This window comes from Pelodictyon clathratiforme (genome assembly GCF_982375515.1).
This window is the reverse complement of sequence record NZ_OZ455102.1, coordinates 755,022-771,772: the sequence shown is the minus strand read 5'-3', so window position 1 is coordinate 771,772 and position 16,751 is coordinate 755,022. Positions and strand designations below refer to the sequence as shown.

At 49.2% G+C, this 16,751-nt stretch carries 15 protein-coding genes; 5 read left to right on the top strand and 10 right to left on the bottom strand.

Features of this window, described 5'->3' with window-relative positions:
- Positions 1-60: 60 nt before the first annotated feature.
- From AC56AD_RS03690 to AC56AD_RS03660, 7 genes are all read right to left on the bottom strand, one after another.
- On the bottom strand, positions 61-927 hold the full coding sequence (locus AC56AD_RS03690) for an Rpn family recombination-promoting nuclease/putative transposase (protein WP_012507538.1): 867 nt from the start codon (positions 925-927) through the stop codon (positions 61-63).
- A gap of 185 nt (positions 928-1,112) precedes the next feature.
- Complete coding sequence (locus tag AC56AD_RS03685) at positions 1,113-1,343, bottom strand: hypothetical protein (RefSeq protein WP_012507537.1); 231 nt, start codon at positions 1,341-1,343, stop codon at positions 1,113-1,115.
- A gap of 95 nt (positions 1,344-1,438) precedes the next feature.
- On the bottom strand, positions 1,439-1,639 hold the full coding sequence (locus AC56AD_RS03680) for a hypothetical protein (protein WP_012507536.1): 201 nt from the start codon (positions 1,637-1,639) through the stop codon (positions 1,439-1,441).
- On the bottom strand, positions 1,636-2,154 hold the full coding sequence (locus AC56AD_RS03675; protein WP_012507535.1) for an ATPase: 519 nt from the start codon (positions 2,152-2,154) through the stop codon (positions 1,636-1,638). The genes AC56AD_RS03680 and AC56AD_RS03675 overlap by 4 nt, the downstream gene beginning before the upstream one ends.
- The gene (locus tag AC56AD_RS03670; protein WP_012507534.1) at positions 2,154-3,389 is read right to left on the bottom strand and encodes a restriction endonuclease subunit S; all 1,236 of its coding nucleotides are present in this window, start codon (positions 3,387-3,389) and stop codon (positions 2,154-2,156) included. Before AC56AD_RS03670 ends, AC56AD_RS03675 begins: the two co-directional genes overlap by 1 nt.
- On the bottom strand, positions 3,386-3,643 hold the full coding sequence (locus tag AC56AD_RS03665) for a DUF1016 N-terminal domain-containing protein (protein ID WP_012507533.1): 258 nt from the start codon (positions 3,641-3,643) through the stop codon (positions 3,386-3,388). The genes AC56AD_RS03670 and AC56AD_RS03665 overlap by 4 nt, the downstream gene beginning before the upstream one ends.
- A complete protein-coding gene (locus AC56AD_RS03660; RefSeq protein ID WP_012507532.1) occupies positions 3,633-6,632 on the bottom strand; it encodes a type I restriction endonuclease subunit R in 3,000 nt (999 codons plus the stop codon). Before AC56AD_RS03660 ends, AC56AD_RS03665 begins: the two co-directional genes overlap by 11 nt.
- Here AC56AD_RS03660 and AC56AD_RS03655 point away from each other — a divergent pair.
- Entirely contained in the window at positions 6,631-6,810 is a 180-nt protein-coding gene (locus AC56AD_RS03655; protein ID WP_150085584.1) for a hypothetical protein, read from the top strand. The genes AC56AD_RS03660 and AC56AD_RS03655 overlap by 2 nt on opposite strands.
- A gap of 50 nt (positions 6,811-6,860) precedes the next feature.
- On the opposite strand, the gene AC56AD_RS03650 is transcribed toward AC56AD_RS03655, so the two are convergent.
- Positions 6,861-8,114, bottom strand: a complete 1,254-nt coding sequence (locus AC56AD_RS03650; protein ID WP_012507531.1) for an AAA family ATPase — start codon at positions 8,112-8,114, stop codon at positions 6,861-6,863.
- A gap of 314 nt (positions 8,115-8,428) precedes the next feature.
- Positions 8,429-9,847 (bottom strand): oxygen-independent coproporphyrinogen III oxidase, encoded by a 1,419-nt coding sequence (gene hemN / locus AC56AD_RS03645; RefSeq protein WP_012507530.1) that lies wholly within the window; start codon positions 9,845-9,847, stop codon positions 8,429-8,431.
- 265 nt (positions 9,848-10,112) lie between these two features.
- On the opposite strand from hemN, the gene purE reads away from it, so the two are divergent.
- The 4 genes from purE (at position 10,113) to AC56AD_RS03625 (ending at position 12,831) form a co-directional block, all read left to right on the top strand.
- On the top strand, positions 10,113-10,640 hold the full coding sequence (gene purE / locus AC56AD_RS03640) for a 5-(carboxyamino)imidazole ribonucleotide mutase (RefSeq protein ID WP_012507529.1): 528 nt from the start codon (positions 10,113-10,115) through the stop codon (positions 10,638-10,640).
- A complete protein-coding gene (locus tag AC56AD_RS03635; protein WP_012507528.1) occupies positions 10,627-11,127 on the top strand; it encodes a cupin domain-containing protein in 501 nt (166 codons plus the stop codon). Before purE ends, AC56AD_RS03635 begins: the two co-directional genes overlap by 14 nt.
- Before the next feature lie 175 nt (positions 11,128-11,302).
- Entirely contained in the window at positions 11,303-12,607 is a 1,305-nt protein-coding gene (locus tag AC56AD_RS03630; RefSeq protein ID WP_012507527.1) for an NAD(P)/FAD-dependent oxidoreductase, read from the top strand.
- The gene (locus AC56AD_RS03625) at positions 12,607-12,831 is read left to right on the top strand and encodes a hypothetical protein (RefSeq protein WP_012507526.1); all 225 of its coding nucleotides are present in this window, start codon (positions 12,607-12,609) and stop codon (positions 12,829-12,831) included. Before AC56AD_RS03630 ends, AC56AD_RS03625 begins: the two co-directional genes overlap by 1 nt.
- A 102-nt stretch (positions 12,832-12,933) precedes the next feature.
- On the opposite strand, the gene AC56AD_RS03620 is transcribed toward AC56AD_RS03625, so the two are convergent.
- Complete coding sequence (locus AC56AD_RS03620) at positions 12,934-16,539, bottom strand: SUMF1/EgtB/PvdO family nonheme iron enzyme (protein WP_012507525.1); 3,606 nt, start codon at positions 16,537-16,539, stop codon at positions 12,934-12,936.
- Positions 16,540-16,751: the final 212 nt, after the last annotated feature.

Sequence of the window (16,751 nt, the reverse complement as noted above, 5' to 3'; positions counted from 1 at the left end):
TTTTAGTGTGCTCCATTGCTTTTCTGCTGATCGGTCCAAGGGGAAAAGCGCAAACCCTGACTATAGCCCTTCCACAAGAGTAATCGGCAGACCGGTACAACGTGAAATCGTTTCGATATTAAGACCTGACTCTTTAAGCCTTTTTGCAACTTCCATGGCCTTTTGCTGGCTCCCCTCTACTATCCCCTCAGCCTTGCCCTCATCATAAGCGGTATCGACAACATTCTTCAGGTCACGATATATCTTGAGGCTCTCTTCATAAGCTGCCGCTTCAACACTCGAATACTTTGCGATTTCTGCCAGTTCAAATACCTTGAGGAAGACCCTCTCCTGAAGAGGAGCCGGGCGATCAGTAAGCTCAGGGAGGTGGCGGAGAAGAAAACACCATTTGTCGAAGTCAGTAACAAGCTCTTCAATCGTTTTGGTGAACTTGGGAAGTTCGAGGTAAATAAAGGTGAGCTTGTCGGAGAAAACTGCGCCCGTTGAACGGTCAACCAGCTTTACTTCATGGTGAACGACCTCATTATCGGCTTTATCCTCATCAAAGACGAAATCAAGAATACCAACCATGTAGACCGACTTCAGGCAGAAATTCCACGATCCACTCTGCGCCTGCTGTTGAACAGGAAAGGTGGCATAAAATATCGATCGATCCTTGAAGTAGTTCTGCTTTGCCCGTTGCATCTCTACAATAAATTTTTCACCCTTTTCATTTTCACAATAAAGGTCAAAAATTGCTCTGCGGTCGTACTCGCTCCGCCCGACCTGCTCATTGGGCAAAAAGGAAAGGTCAGAAACGGTCCCCGCCTCGGCAGGCAAGAGCGTGTTCAGAAACGCTATCAGCAGATCCTTGTTTACCTCGGAGCCGAAGATTTTCTTGAAACCAAAGTCGGTAAAGGGATTTATGTAACGGTCTTTTAAAAGCATAGTGCAGTCCCCTGCTGAACTGAATTTCAATGAGTCCACTGTTGTCTGTTAATATAGGAACTCAGGGGTATCCTGCAATGAATCACAATACCAAGTCGGGAGGCTCGGGATTGATAGATTCTTTTGCCTCGGATGCCTGGCGGCGCAGCTCTTCGGCTGAAATCCACACCAATTTTCCATCTTTCTCAATCACGATACTGGTCCCGGCTGCTTGCGATATACTCGTCAATCATTTGTCGGGATTGATGAGCTACTCCATAATAACTGCGCGGGTTAAAGGTCTCCGCCGGTGCTGGTGTTTGCCGGGCAGAGATACCCTCTTCCTTTGTCAATTGTTCGAGAAGAATTTGCACTAACCTGAATTTATCGGCATGTGACAGGGTGGCTACGGAGGGCAAAAGGTCGTTGATTGACATAGTGATTTACTCTAAACGCTCATTGTACATGGCGACTACTCGCATCAGTGCTTTTTTATGAATCTTGATCGTGTCGAGCTTTTAATTTTTTTCGGTCATGATTTTTTTGCTCCCTCGGATGCTTGGCGGCGCAGCTCTTCGGCTGAAATCCGCACCACTTTTCCATTTTCCACAGTCACGATATTGGTATTCGTTTGAATAGCGGTTTCACGAGCTAATGCGGCGGCGCGTTTCATGGCGGCCATTGAAGCACGCATAGCTGGGTCTTTAGCCGTTGAAATATCTTTTGCGTTCACAGGTTTTCTCCCCATTCTAATAAGACCGGTGTATCACCAGTGTTGTCGTATTTAGCCCAAGCATCTACCTCAGCTTTGTAGTGTTGCTCAAAGTTACGCAATCCCGCTATAAAACGGCGGCGGATTACTGGTTCAGGAATATTATGCCCTCCCTGGCGTACGCGCTCCGCTACACGTGCAATGGCCGCTTCGACATTGGGTAACGCCAGAAAATAGAGGCTAACCAAATAGCCTTGAGCACGCCATTGCTGGATATGCATCAAATAACCCTGTCCGGATAGGGTGGTTTCAAATGCGAAACTTTCTTCACGTCGCACACAAGCGGCAATCTCTTCCAACATGACTCGTCCGGCTTTGATGGCAGCCACCTCAGGGGCAAAGGGTGACAGCCCGGCGGCAATGAGATCGGCATTGATGAAGCGCAGGCATTGAGCTTCTTTTGGCAGAAACGAGCGGGCAAAGGAGGTTTTTCCTGCGCCATTGGGTCCGGCGATAATGATGATTTTTTTGTCCATCAGCTTGATACCTCCTCCATTGCCGGGAAAAGCTGCTGCATCAGTGCTTTTTTATGGGTTTTAAGCGTGGCGAGCTTTTGGGTTTGTGCGATGATCAGGTCGTCTATGGATGAAAGGCAGTCGGCGATTTTTTGTTGTTCTTCCGGGGATGGAACTGGTATTGGAAAAAGCCTTATCCGCTCCAGAGCTAACTTCGGCTGAGCATTATTGGTAACAGAAGAAGAAATAAGCTGTTGTGCAGACTCTCCAGTTAAATAGTGCAACAAATATTTCTTTGCTATACTTTTCACTATAATCTTATTGGCATTTTCAGTGAGATTGGCATTATCCAACTCTTCGGGCACTTCTCCTACAATTCCGATCGTCCCAGCAACAGTTATAAACAAATCGTTTTTTGAAATTTTGTAACTTCTTATTTGCTTCTCAATCTCGCTTGGGATGTATAACACAGAAGATGTATCTATTCCGCCCATGTACATATCACTTACCCTAACGTAGGGGTAGTCTGTTTTTTCATTGGTCAATGAAAAACCTTTAGGGATTCTCTTTCCGCCTTTTATTTCGCATATCTTTCCCAGATGCTTCTCTTCCCACTCCCCCGCATCCTGAAACTCGGGAAAGCGCAGCTTGGGGAGGGTTTCGCCTTCTGCCGGGAAGAGATGTTGCATCAGCCCTTTTTTGTGGGTCTTGAGCGTGTCGAGCTTTTGGGTTTGGGCAGTGATCAGGTCGTCGATGGATGAAAGGCAGTCGGCGATTTTTTGTTGTTCTGGCTTTGACGGATATGCAAGTGGATACTCTTGCATTAAAAAGATATCTCCTCTTGGCATTTTCACACCTTTAGCCCCCTTCATGACATATTCGATGAATACATCATTTTTGAGCATAAAGGATAAATATCGATCACCAACTTTTTCTTTCGCACGAATAACAATCACATCATTTGAAGCGCCGCCCTCTTTACTTGCAAACCAAACCTTTTTTAAGTAAGGGCGTATATTCGATATGAGAATATCATTTATTTTAAACCGGGTTGCAGAGCCTGACGGTGGTAATTTAGGTGCTGTTACCATTCCTTCATAATCAGGCAAAATGTTTACTGTGCTTACATAGTTAGAGAGTGAGAGTTGCTCTAAAGGCATTCTTTCGTTGACAAAGACTGAAACCTTTCCCAGCACATCTCTATCCCACTCCCCCGCATCCCGAAACTCCGGAAAGCGCAGCTTGGGTACATTCATAATTCACCCCCTTGTGGTGTTTCCCGATTCAAAGCACCTTCATTAGCATACAACTCATTCAGTTTATTGCTCTTGCATCGCGAAAAAATGAGGGTGTTGTGCCTCCAGGACAATTCTCTCGCCAGTGATGAGTGTTTTTCATCTGCCTGGCAGATTTCATAACATTGCTTCATGCGCCACTGGTTTTTATCACCAAACTCTTGTTGTGTATCGAGTGTGTTCACCACTTTTACTTGTGGTTCATTATTGCTCATACGCCTCCAGCCCTGAAATTTCGCGTCCTTGCGCAAGTTTGTGCAGCACGGGAATCAGCTCTTCCATCAGGGCCAGCTCGTTTTGCCTTCTCTGTTTCCAGTTGAGGCCGAGCGGGGCGAGCAGATCGGTCAGGTGTTCGCCGTCGAAGATCATGCGCTGCATGATGCCATCGACAAAGGCCTGGAGCACGGAGGTTTCCAGTCCGTGCTTTTCGGCAATTTCGGCCAGTTGTTGGGCGCTCTTTTCGGCCTTGAAGGTTTCGTAACCCTGACGGATGTCGCTCTCTTTCAACCCTTCGCCTGACTTGAGGGTGCCAATATAGTCGGCAATGTCTTCGCGAACTTCAAGGAGGTTGGCCTCGGAGTCGATGAGACCGATAAGCTCGGTGCGGGTCATCTTTTGTTTGCCGGGCAGTTGCTGCGAGTAGCTTGTAATCAGGGTCATGATGTAATCGTAATCAATCATGGCTGAGGCAAAGAGCACGAATTCAAAGTCGAGCTGCTCTGTTTCCGGGCCGTCGCTGCCTTTTTTCTGTTTTTCTTTCATGCGCTGGGCGGTTTCGAGATAGACGCCACGGAAGCCCTGCAATTGCTCTTGTGGGATGACCCGGCTGATGCTGGCGGCATTTTCCGGCGTCAGGTCGGTGTATTGGTCGAGCTGGGTCTTGAGGCGCTGCACCTCCTTGAAGAGGTTGATGAACTGGCCTCGTGCGGCGTCGCCCTTGAGGTTCGCCACCTCTTGAGGGGCGCTTTCCAGCCCCTGAGAGCGCATGAATTCGTCCAGCTTTTTAACCGCAATTTCGAGTTTGTTGATGACCACCGGTGCGGAATCGACCAGCCAGATTTCGGTGGCGCGGTCGGCTTGTTCGCCAGAGAATAGTTTGATGGCTTCATCGACGGCGCTTTGCTGCTGGCGGAAGTCGAGAATGGTGCCGTAGGGCTTGGTGCCGTTCAGTACGCGGTTGGTGCGTGAGAAGGCCTGAATGAGCCCGTGGTACTTGAGGTTTTTGTCGACGTAGAGGGTGTTCAGGAATTTGGAGTCGAAGCCGGTGAGCAGCATGTCGACCACGATTATCAGGTCGATCTTCTGCGCGTGCGGCAAGTCCTGGTTGGGGTATTGCTGATCTTTGATACGCTTTTGCACATCTTGGTAGTAGAGGTCGAATTCGTCGATGCGGTGGTTGGTTTTGTAACGGTCGTTGTAGTCGGCAATGATGGCTTTGAGGGCCGCCTTTTTTTTGTCCGGGTCTTCCTCGTTATCGGCCTTTTCCTGTGGCAGATCTTCCTGAAGCTGCTTGATGTCTGCCACATTCTTTTCGTTTCGATTCCCAGCATCACCAGCAATGGCCTGGGCAGGCGGGGAAAAGACGCAGGCGATGTTGAGTGGCTGGAAATTTTCATCTTTGGCCTGCTTTTCCTCCTGAATGCTCTTGAACAGCTCGTGATAAGCTATGGCGTCGTTGATAGATGCGGTGGCCAGAAGGGCGTTAAACTTGCGCCCGTAGGTGGCGGTATCGTGTTTTTGAAGGATGGCTTCAACGATGGCTTTTTTTGCCAGCGTTTCGCCGGGCTTGGGCGTGTTCTTACCTTCGGGCTTGAAATAGTCGATGTGGAAGCGCAGGACGTTGCGGTCTTCGATGGCGTGGGTAATGGTGTAGGCATGCAGTTGCTGCTGGAAGATCTCTTCCGTGGTTTTCCAGGTGGCCTGCTCCCCTTCAATCTGCTGGTAGCTGGCGTTTTCGGGGAAAATTGGTGTGCCGGTGAAGCCGAAGAGCTGGGCGTTGGGGAAAAACTCTTTGATCGCCTTGTGGTTTTCGCCGAACTGGGAGCGGTGGCATTCGTCAAAGATGAAAACCATGCGCTTTTTGCGGAGCAGTTCGAGCCGCTCCTTGTAGTTGCGTTTGTTGCTGCCGTCGAGGGCAAGGCCGAGCTTCTGGATGGTGGTGACGATCACTTTATTGGCATAGTCATCGGAGAGCAACCGCTGCACCAGGGTTTCGGTGTTGGTGTTCTCTTCGACGCACTTCTCCTGAAAGCGGTTGAACTCCTCCCGCGTCTGCCGGTCGAGGTCTTTGCGGTCAACGACGAAAAGGCATTTGTCGATATCCGGGTTATCCTTGAGCAGGGTTGATGCCTTGAAGGAGGTGAGGGTTTTGCCGCTGCCGGTGGTGTGCCAGATGTAGCCGTTACCGCAGTTCTGGTGAATGCACTCCACGATAGCCTTGACGGCATAGATCTGGTAGGGGCGCATCATCATCAGCTTTTGCTCGCTCGTCACCAGCACCATGTAGCGGCTGATCATTTCGCCGAGGGTGCATTTGGCGAGGAACTTTTCGGCGAAGCTGTCGAGATGGGTGATTTTTTTGTTGTCTTCTCCGGCGAACTGGTAGAACGGCAGAAAACGCTCGTCGGCGTTAAAGCTGAAGTGGCGACTGTTATTGTTGGCGAAGTACCAGGTGTCGGTGCGGTTGCTGACGATGAAGAGTTGCAAAAAGCAGAGCAGGGTTTTGCTGTAGCCGTTGCCGGGGTCGTTTTTGTACTCGACAATCTGCTGCATGGCGCGGCGCGGGCTGATGGCGAGGGTCTTCAGCTCGATCTGAACCACCGGCACACCGTTGATGAGGAGCAACACATCGTAGCGGTGATGGCTGTTGTTGGTGTTGATGCGGAGCTGGTTGACGACCTCGAAGCTGTTTTTGCACCACTCCCGGATGTTGACCAGAGTGTAGAAGAGTGGTGTGCCGTCGTCGCGCTCGAAGCTGTTGCGTTCGCGCAGATGACGAGAGGCGGCGAAAACGTCCGGGGTGACGATTTGATCGAGCAGCCGGGCAAACTCGGCGTCGGTGAGATGAATCTGGTTGAGGGCTTCGAACTTTTCGCGGAAGTTTTTTTCGAGTGCGTCCCGGTCGCGAATGTCGGGGCGGTAGCTGTATTTGAGATCCTGGAGTTTATCGATCAGGCTCAGCTCGGTCTGGTTTTCAGTTGTCATGCAGATATCTTATGAATACTTTGCCAAGATTATTGCCATCAGCCCGATTCGGTTTGTTGAGCACTTGGAATCCCATCCCTTGATCATCTCTATCAAAATAATGAAGCTCCGTTTTTTCACCCTCAGTAATAATCAGGATACGGTCGCAACCCCTGGAAAACGGCTTCTTCCGCAGTAAACTGGTTTTTTCCCGGCTCTTCTGATGGTGCTCTCTGGCCATATTATTCCTCAAAACATCACATCATTGATGAAAGGAATCGCTCCATATCGTCCGACAAGATAGCCTTTTTCAAGAGCTTCGTTTTTTCTTGGCCTGAAATCTGTAAGAGGGTAAAGGTGTGTTGCGTGAGATTGATCCTTTTCAACAAACCAGATCTGATCTCTGCGAAATAATTTCACGTCCATGATGGAGGTATCATGTGTTGTAAAAATAAGCTGAGCCCCATTCGTGTTAGAGATGGATGAATTGATTACGTTCAGGAGGAACCGAACAATTTTGGTATGTAAACTCCCATCCAACTCATCAACGATCAAGACACTCCCGTTCTGCAACACATCAAGAATTGGTCCGGCAAAGGCGAACATGCGCTGAGTTCCTGTTGACTCATCGTGAATTTCGAATTTTGCAGCTCCTTCTGCACCTTTATGCAAAAAAACAGGCATCAGTGCTTCGGAATCAAGAACTTGATGAACAGGAGGTTTTTCGCCCTCAATCTTAAGCGACAACTCTCTTGTTTTACGCATCTCCAGTGATAATTCTGAAATGCTGAAATCAGCAGCATTTAAAAAATCAAGCAACTTTTTATTGCCTTCAGGCTGCTGAGCAAGAACTGTTGAAAACTCTATCATTGGCTGTTCTCCCGCGCCTATAATATTGAGTTGCTGCACAATCCAGAGAAAGACAGGCCGTAAAGCACTGCTGTTAAGATCGACGGCTTTGGAGAGAAACAATGCGTTTGAGCGGGTCGATTTTTGCCACAGTTTTTTTTCACCCACCAGGAACGTACTGAACGTATACTCATCCTCCTTTATCTTGGAATTGTAACGTCGATCAAACCAAATTTGTGGCTTGGATGTTTTGTAAACTAACAGCCACTCGGAAGTAATTCTTTCAGAAAGCAGTGAAAATCCATATTGATATCGGATTCCATCTATAATAAAGGTGACTTCAAACTCACTTGGCTTGGATGATGAGATGCCATCAAGCTTGAAGGGCTGGAAATGAAATTTTTGCCCCTCCTTGATTTGCGTAGCAGACTCGGCGACAACCCCTTTCATAAATGCCAACGCATTTATAATATTTGATTTACCACTCGCATTGGCACCATAGATGACCGCAGACTTTAGCAGTGAGGGAGTGGACTTCGATCCGCTGCAAATTAAATGAGTCTCCGAATGCTCGTTATCAGTATTTGCAACAAGGCTCAGGCGAAGCTCTTCTCTGATTGAGCGAAAATTTGAAACACGAAATTCTACAAGCATAGTTTACCTATTAATATTTATTTGATATTCGCACAAAAAGCGCAAAAAATCAAATAATATTTATACTATACACTATTTTGTTCAATGTTTTTGCTTCAGATAGCAGCATTCTGTGATATCATTACGCGAAAGTGGTCAACTGACCTTGCACAAAATAATCTCTCGTGCTCAGCTACCGCTGCAGGGCAACACCAACCAATCCTGAAATCGGACAACAATTGAAGCAAACGGGATCTTCCCTGAATTTCATCACATGGACAAAAAAAAAAGGGTGACCAAAATCACCCTTTTCAAATTGTGCTGAACCGGAGTGTTCAACCGACTTTTTGTGCCTTTGCGAGGCGGGCTTTTTCAATGTAGGTTTTCTGGATATCACGCGATACGTTGTATGCCTTTGAGAGGCTGTCGGAGCTCCAGAGCCTTGCATCGAAGGCCATGCAGATATTGCGGAGAAAGGGTATGCCCGCTTCGGTTACGCGAACACTTTTGTCTCCCAGAACAACGATGCCGTCGTTCTGCATATCTTCAAGACGGTAGAGGGCGATATCGAGTTCATCAGTGTAGAGCTTGGGATCTTCCCATGAGGTCTCCTGCTTGCACATCAGGTTGAGGATGTGACGGCGAAGCACAAGATCTTCGTCGGTCAGCAGGTGGCCGCGATGGAGCGGGAAACGCCCTTCGTTCACCACTTTGATATATTCAATATCGTTACGTTCGTTCTGTGCAAATGCATACCAGGTGTCACTGATGGAGGATGAGCCGAGGGCAAGCATCATCTGCGTGGTATTTTCGGTATAGCCCATGAAATTGCGATGCAGGGTTCCATTTTTCGCTGCGATATAGAGAGCGTCACCTTCGATGGCGAAATGATCCATGCCGATTTCGTGGTAGCCGATGGATTCAAGCATGGCGCTGCCTTTGTCATAAAGCTCCTGCTTGGCATCGCCAACCGGCAAGTCCGACTCCTTGAACTTCCGCTGTCCTTCGTACATGTGCGGATTGTGGCCATAGGCATAGAAGGCAAGGCGATCGGGCTTGAGCTCCATGACCTTCTGGATGGTGTCGGTAATGGTGGCCATCGTCTGCTTGGGCAGGCCATAAACGAGATCAAAATTGATGGAGGTAAAACCGATCTGGCGGGCAATATCAACCTTTTCCTTGACCAGTTCGAATGACTGAAGGCGGTTGATCTCCTCCTGCACAATCGGGTCGAAATCCTGGATTCCAAAACTCATACGACGGAAGCCGACACTGTAGAGCGCTTCGAGGTGCTCTTTGGAGGTTGAGCGGGGATTGGTCTCAAAGCTGAACATGTAGTTGTCCATCTTGTTGACATTTTTGCAGATCCCGTCAATGAGGGTGACAAGGTTTTCCGGACTGAAGAAGGTTGGGGTTCCGCCGCCGATGTGCAGCTCCTTGACATTGAGGCGTCCGGGAAAAACATCGGTGTACATCTGCCACTCTTTGAGCAGAGCCTCAAGATAGGGCGCTTCATAGGAGTGATCCTGTGTACGGTGAGCGTTACAGCCGCAGAAGTAACAGTGGTTCTCACAGTAGGGAATGTGGATGTACAGGCTGATTCCGGTGGTTTCGTTGCTGTCGTTAAAACCTTTGACCATCGCCTCTTTCCACTGCTCCTGGGTAACACCGTCGGTGCTCCATGAGGGAATGGTGGGATAACTGGTGTAACGGGGGCCGGGATTGCTGTATTTTACTGCGAGATTAGTTGCCATTGTTATCTTCCTCTACAAGTATTATTTTTTTAAATTAACTCTCGTGAAAATACATAAAACTCGGCAATTTCATAAATCATTAGCCTATTAACAGGCCCGGAATCCCTGTTTTTCAAGGCTTCTGTTCCGCTCTGCCAATATGCTTTCCCAACAGTGTTCACCAAATCCGGCTCCCGAAGAGATAACAACCAGAAACGAGGATGCCTTCTCCAAGGAGTTCGCTACGCAAGCCATTTACGGACAAACCAATAAATAATACCTTTATATGACTCAAAAAAAAACAGATACTAACCGACCGACTGTCGGCATCATCATGGGTTCTGACTCTGATTTCGACATTATGAAGGAGGCGGTACTGGTTTGTGATGAGTTCGGTATTGCCTCAGAGATTTCGGTTATTTCTGCTCACCGCACACCGCACGACCTCGAAGCATACGCCACTTCGGCCATTGAACGTGGCCTGAAAGTTATTATTGCCGGAGCTGGCGGCGCGGCGCATCTGCCGGGTGTTACTGCAGCCATGACGGTGCTGCCGGTTATCGGCGTGCCGATTTTCAGCAAAAAACTTAACGGTCAGGACTCGCTCTACTCCATCGTGCAGATGCCTGCGGGCATTCCTGTGGCGACAGTAGGTATCGACAATGCCCGGAATGCCGCTCTGCTTGCCGTCCAGATTCTTGCCCTCTCTGATGAAGCGCTGATGGCAGCACTGCTTGAGTTCCGCAAAAAACTTGCCGACGCATCCCGTCAGAAAACTGCGAAAATCCGTGAAAAGCTCCATGCAAAAAGCTGAGTTCTGGATTGAGAGCCTTCAACTTGTGGCGCATCCGGAAGGGGGATACTACCGGGAAACCTGGAGGAGCGAAGGCGGCTATTCCTTCCCGGATGCATCTCCCTTCAATGGCCCACGCTCTTATGCAACGGCCATTTACTACCTACTCAAAAGCACGGATCGCTCAAAACTACACCGCATTCATTCCGACGAACTCTGGTTTTTCCATGCAGGCGATCCCCTCACCGTGCATTTTTTCCCTCAGGATGGTGATCCGTCAAGCTTTACGCTCGGCCTCTCGCCGGGTATGGGGCAGGTTCTGCAGGGAGTCGCCCCCAAAGAGAGCTGGTTTGGCGCCTGTTGTGAAAATCCGGGTGAAGAGAGCTATGCGCTGGTCAGTTGCGTCGTCGCGCCCGGTTTTGATTTTCGCGACTTTGCTTTCGCCGACAGGGAGATGTTACAAAAAAAATACCCCCGACATGCTGAACTCATCATGCGTCTCACCTGAAAAGAGAGCGCACGCCAGAGAACACTGCAAGTTGCAAAATTGAAAAAAATGCTGCCAAACAAACGGTATTGCATGAAAAACTGTTAAATAGCGTCATAAAGCTGAATGCATCGCTCAGGCATGCAAAAGAAATGTATACATCCACCCTTTTCCCGGAAAAGGAAATAACAGTGACATGAAAAAGAGGGTTGTAATTATAGGCGGAGGATTCGCAGGGCTGAATACGGCCAGAGTGCTCGGCAATAAAGAGGATATCGAAATTACCCTTATCGACAGGAAGAACTATCACCTCTTCCAGCCACTCCTGTACCAGGTTGCGATGGCAGCTCTTGGTGAGGGAGATATTGCCGCCCCGCTGAGAAATATGCTGGCAAACTACCGGAACGTAACCGTTTTCAAGGGTATTGTCGAGCACATTGATATGGAGAACAAAACCGTAGTAACCGATTTCCACAATATTCCCTACGATTATCTGGTTCTTGCCTGCGGTGTACAGCACCACTATTTCGGCCACAACGAGTGGGAAGAGTTTGCCCCAGGGCTGAAAACCCTTGCACAGGCCAAAGAGATACGGCGGCGGGTGATGGAGGCTTATGAACGGGCTGAGCGGACAACTGATTTTGTCGAGCGCAAAAAACTGCTCACCTTTGTCATTGTCGGCGGCGGGCCAACCGGGGTTGAGCTTGCTGGTTCTATCGGTGAAATGAGCCGCTATACCCTCTCCAAGTTTTACCGGAACATTGACCCCAAGCTTACCCGCATCTTTATTGTTGAGGCTGCTCCGCGCATTCTTGGCTCTTTTTCTCCTGATCTTGCAAGCAAGGCGACCCGGTCGCTTGAGAAGCTTGGTGTGCAGGTCTGGACCAACAGTATGGTCAGCGAGGTTGACGCCGACGGGGTACAAATCGGTAATGAGCGTATCGAAGCGGCAACCGTGCTCTGGGCGGCTGGCGTGACTGCCATTGAGATCGGCAAAACAATGGAGGGAGTGGAAACCGACCGTATCGGGCGCATCGTGGTCAGCGAAGATCTCAGCATTCCGGGCCATCCGGAGATATTTGTAGGCGGCGACCTTGCGCACTTTGTTTCAGAGAACGGAAACCCTTTGCCGGGACTTGCTCCCGTAGCGTTACAGCAGGGTCGGGCTATCGGCAAAAACATTTTACTTGACCTGAAAACAAAGGCAAGAAAGGTATTCCGATACCGCGACAAAGGACAGATGGCCACCATCGGAAAAAACAAGGCTATCGTTGAGTTTGGTGGTCTGAAATTTGACGGAATTTTTGCCTGGTTCACCTGGCTTCTGGTGCATATCTACTTCCTGACCAGCTTCCGTCACCGGGTCTTTGTGCTTTTGCAGTGGGGATGGTCGTACTTTACCTTCAGCTATGGCGCCCGTCTGATTGTCAACCGGGAGTGGCGCTTCTATCCTGATGCCGATTCCTGTGCACTTCGGAAAGAAAAAGCGAAAAAGGAGTGATGCAGAAAAGCGCTGCCGGAATGGTCATGGGGCTGCTTCTGGGAGGTACTTTTATCGGGATAGCCCTCTATCTCCTCTTTTTCCCGGACATCTCCCCTGCCGGGATGAAAGAGGATCTCCGCCTTTATGCCCTGCTGACCGGCGCTTACGGTATCTGGCGCCTTATCCGCGTCTGGCTGGTGTGGAGAGCTGGAGAAGAACCGTATAACGATCAGGATGAGTGACCACAGCCCCTTTCGGCGGTTTGAGTCCAGCGACTGTACACCAGTTTCGAGGTACCTGATAAAAAACGTATCCAGAGTTCCAGAAATCAGAATGTCAGAATTTCAGGAAGAGGGACTGGAACGGACAACCCGAAAGCCAAAATAGCCGACCCTGAGCGCCGGATGACTGAGGTACCGGGCAGAGCAACGCAGAAAGTCGGGATTATTGTTCCAGGAACCGCCGCGCAACGCACGGGCAGATGTATTTTTTTTGTATTTATTATCCATCCACTCCCACACATTTCCAGCCATATCGAACAACCCTTCTGGAGTTTTACCATCAGGGTAATTGCCGACAGGAGTCGTTGCATCCTCGTTTAAACCGTAATTCGCATGTTTGGGTGTTGGCAGCTCTTCGCCCCAGGGATAAGGGCTCACCTCCAACACCTCCTGCGGTTTATGACGCTGCCCACCGGCTGCCCACTCCCACTCTTGCTCCGCAGGAAGATTATACGACTCAGGATCACCTGCAAGCATCGAGAGCCAGAGGCAGTAGGCCCGGGCAGCATACCAGCTCACCCCCACAACCGGCTGCTCATCCCTGTTGAACTTTCTGTTGGCATCCTCTTCCGATCTGAACCGGGCAACAAGCGATTTTTTCTCGTTCAGATAGTCCTGAAGCCCGGGAATACCTTTGTCTTGCAGACGAGCCATTTCATACAAAGCCTCCTGAAAAGAGTTGAGGGAGAGTGTCGCGTCAAACTCCGGCGCTCTCGCATCAAGAAAATTGATAAAGGTGCGGTACTGCAGGTTGGTCACCGGATATTTTGCAACATAGAGGTCAGGAATCGTGACCTTACTCCCCGTCACAGAGAAGAGATATCTTCCTCCGGGAATCAGGATATAGTGGGCATCATGCTCAAAGGGGTTGCGGAATGATGACGGACGATGCGCCGGTGTTATCGGTTCTGCTGCTTCCGCCTGAAAAGGAAGGGACAGGAAACCGTCAGATTTGTCGAGAGAACGGATGACATCTTCAGCCATCCCTGCAATCTCCTGATTCAACGCCAGATCTTGCTCCCTGAAGCGACGAAGGGCGTCAAGCGCTTTCGGCTGACGAACGGCTTTCAGACATTGCAGAATGGAACGCTGCCGGTAGGGAGACGTCTTCTTTCGGCTGCAAAGTGCCGCAACGAGGGCATCGACGGTTTTTTCAGGCGCTTCTTCCAGAACAGCCGTCAGAAGAGCCTTCTGTTTTGGTGAAAAATCAAGGCTGACCGGAGAAGCGAAAAGCTTTTTCATAAAGGCATCGAATATACGCTCATTGGACTGCGCCATAAAAAATTTGATCACCTCATCCCACCAGCCGCTCTCCTCACCAAACTGCTTGACAAGCAAAGGAATACAAGTGGAATCGAACAACTCCTCTTTGAGCTGAACTGCTGCAAGGTATTCTCGGAAGGTTTTATGCCGAAAAATATACCGGTTTCCATAAGCAACCAGCACACCTGTCCGATTGACAAGATTCGTGCAAATATCTGATACGCTTCGGGCTTGACCCAGCCTTTCAAGCTTCTGCTCCATTTTCAGGTGCAGCGCACGCTGATCGGCTTCATCTGTTTTCAGCTCTCTCTGCATCCAGAGTGCAACCGGTGCAAGCAGACGCCTCGCATCTGCTGCACAAACAAGCGGTTCCATCTTACGCTCCCTGTCGCGATAATCGAGAAGGTAATCAAGTGCTGCACTGTAGAGTTCCATCCTTCTTCCGGGAAAAAACTTCCGCTCTTTCCAGAGAATAGCCATGATCTGCAAAAGCATCGGAATCGCGGCAAGCTCGCAGACTCCCTTGTTTTCAGGCTTCTGCAGGTAGACAACCATGGTGTTGGCGAGTTCCGTCGCCTTCTCTTGCTGCTGCTTTTGCCACTCATCTTCATGCGTCATTTCAGGTCGGATATCATGCATGAATGCCGCCCCGTACCATTTTTTCAAAAAGGTAACCTGCTGCGATGGCGAAAAGTCTTTGACAGCAACACGCTGATGCTGAAAATCAAGAGCAATACCCTCCGCCTGCCTGTAGCCTGTCGGTCTTGAAGTCACCACAAAGCGGGCTTTGCTGAACAAGCCGACCATATCTTTGATCCAGCGGCATATCTCTTTGCGTCTTTCGGGTTCGCTCACCTCATCGAGCCCGTCAAGCAGCACAAGGGAGGTTCTGCTTTCAAGCCATTCCCGAAACACCCTGCTGCTGATTGGAAGAGAGTGGCGCTTCGCCCACCCAGCCAGGCTGGATGAAAGGGGTGGATAGCCGCTCTTTCCCCGTTCAAGGTCACGAAGCGGCAGATAAAAGACAAAAGTGGGCTCCTGAAAACCAAGGTCAGTACTTGAGAGAGGAAGATTCTTGCCAAGGCAAGTCAGTGCATAAAATTTCATGAGGGTTGTTTTCCCTGAACCGGGATCACCAATAACGAGAAGTGTTGTGCATTTTCTGAAACACTCGCTCATCACATAAGCTGGGGACGAATGAGATAAAACATCCTCGGCACCACGGCCAACCATCTGCCTCTCCATTGCCTGGTTGCTGTGGGCACCGTCATAGAGTTCAAGTGGAATAAAAATATCTTTCAGTTGAAGCGGGAAGGGTTGGATAACGGATGATCCGAGCAGGGATATGGTGTGCAGTTCCTGATAAAGCTGGTTATGGTATTTTTCTTCCTCCTGCAGAAAAAGCTTTTCCTTGAGTACGAGAGAATGGGGTATTGTTGACTCCGGAAAAAACCGGGAAATCCGAAAAGCACGTTCATAACCGAAGTCATGAGGATATACAGAAGGGTCAACCGTCCATATCTCTTCAGGGCTATCCTCATACCGAATCGGGAAAAGAGTGAGCTGCCCGTCATGAAAGGTGGAGTAAATAGCACGATTTGGCCATTTGCGTTCATTGTATGAGGCTCCTGCAGCAACATGCAAAAGCTCGCCGGAGCCGGAAAGAACCTGTTCGGCTACCGTTTTGTGAAGATGGCCACGAAGCAGAATGTCAAGTGTGCCATGCAGAGTGGCCCTGATATTCTCCTCCTCGAAATAGGCAAGCCAGTCGAGAGGATGGTGGATGATACCAATCTTCAAATCGGCCTTGAGTACCTTCATCCTCTCTATTGCGGGCTGAAGGCAACGCCGGCCAATAATGAGTTTCTGATAGTCTCCAGTACCTCCCTTGGTAAAAAGTGCCGAGTTCAGTGGCAAAATCGCCAGACACACACCCCTGACCTCGGCAACTTCCACATAACCGCAGGTCGTATCATCCGGCATTACCCTGATTCCATCAAAGTAGCCGTTATACCAGTCACGAAAAGCGCCTAATTTTTTGACAATGTGCAGGCTTTGCTCACCCGGTATAAAATATTCAAAAGATTTTTGCTCAGTTTCCAGCGTTGGAAGAAGGCCTCTATCATTGACAGGATCAACATCATGGTTACCGGGCACAATAAAGAGCTGGTGCCGCTGTAAATCCGCAGCTTCGAGGAGGTCATTAAAGAAAACGGTGGCTCGCTCATATTCACCCTTTTTTCCTGATTTGGCAATATCTCCTGTCGCAAATATCAGGTCAGGCTTACGCCCGGTATCGTAAAATCTTTTGACTGAGCGGATCAATGCCTTCAGAACAACATCCGTATCATACCCGTCACCACTGCCAATATGGAAATCAGAGATATGTAACCAGGTAACGGTCATAAGAGCATCTTTCGTTGTTAAAAAAACCGACACCAAACACAACAGCCTGAAGAAAAAAAGCTCTTTTTTCCGGCTTTCAGGAAAAATCTTGAAACCAGCAACAGATCACCAAAAGATAACGCTGTTCTACGGCAATAACAATAAAATCAAGACAATATCACCTGTCAACAGATTGCACGACGTTGAGTTATAAACCGTTGGCAACGGTATCA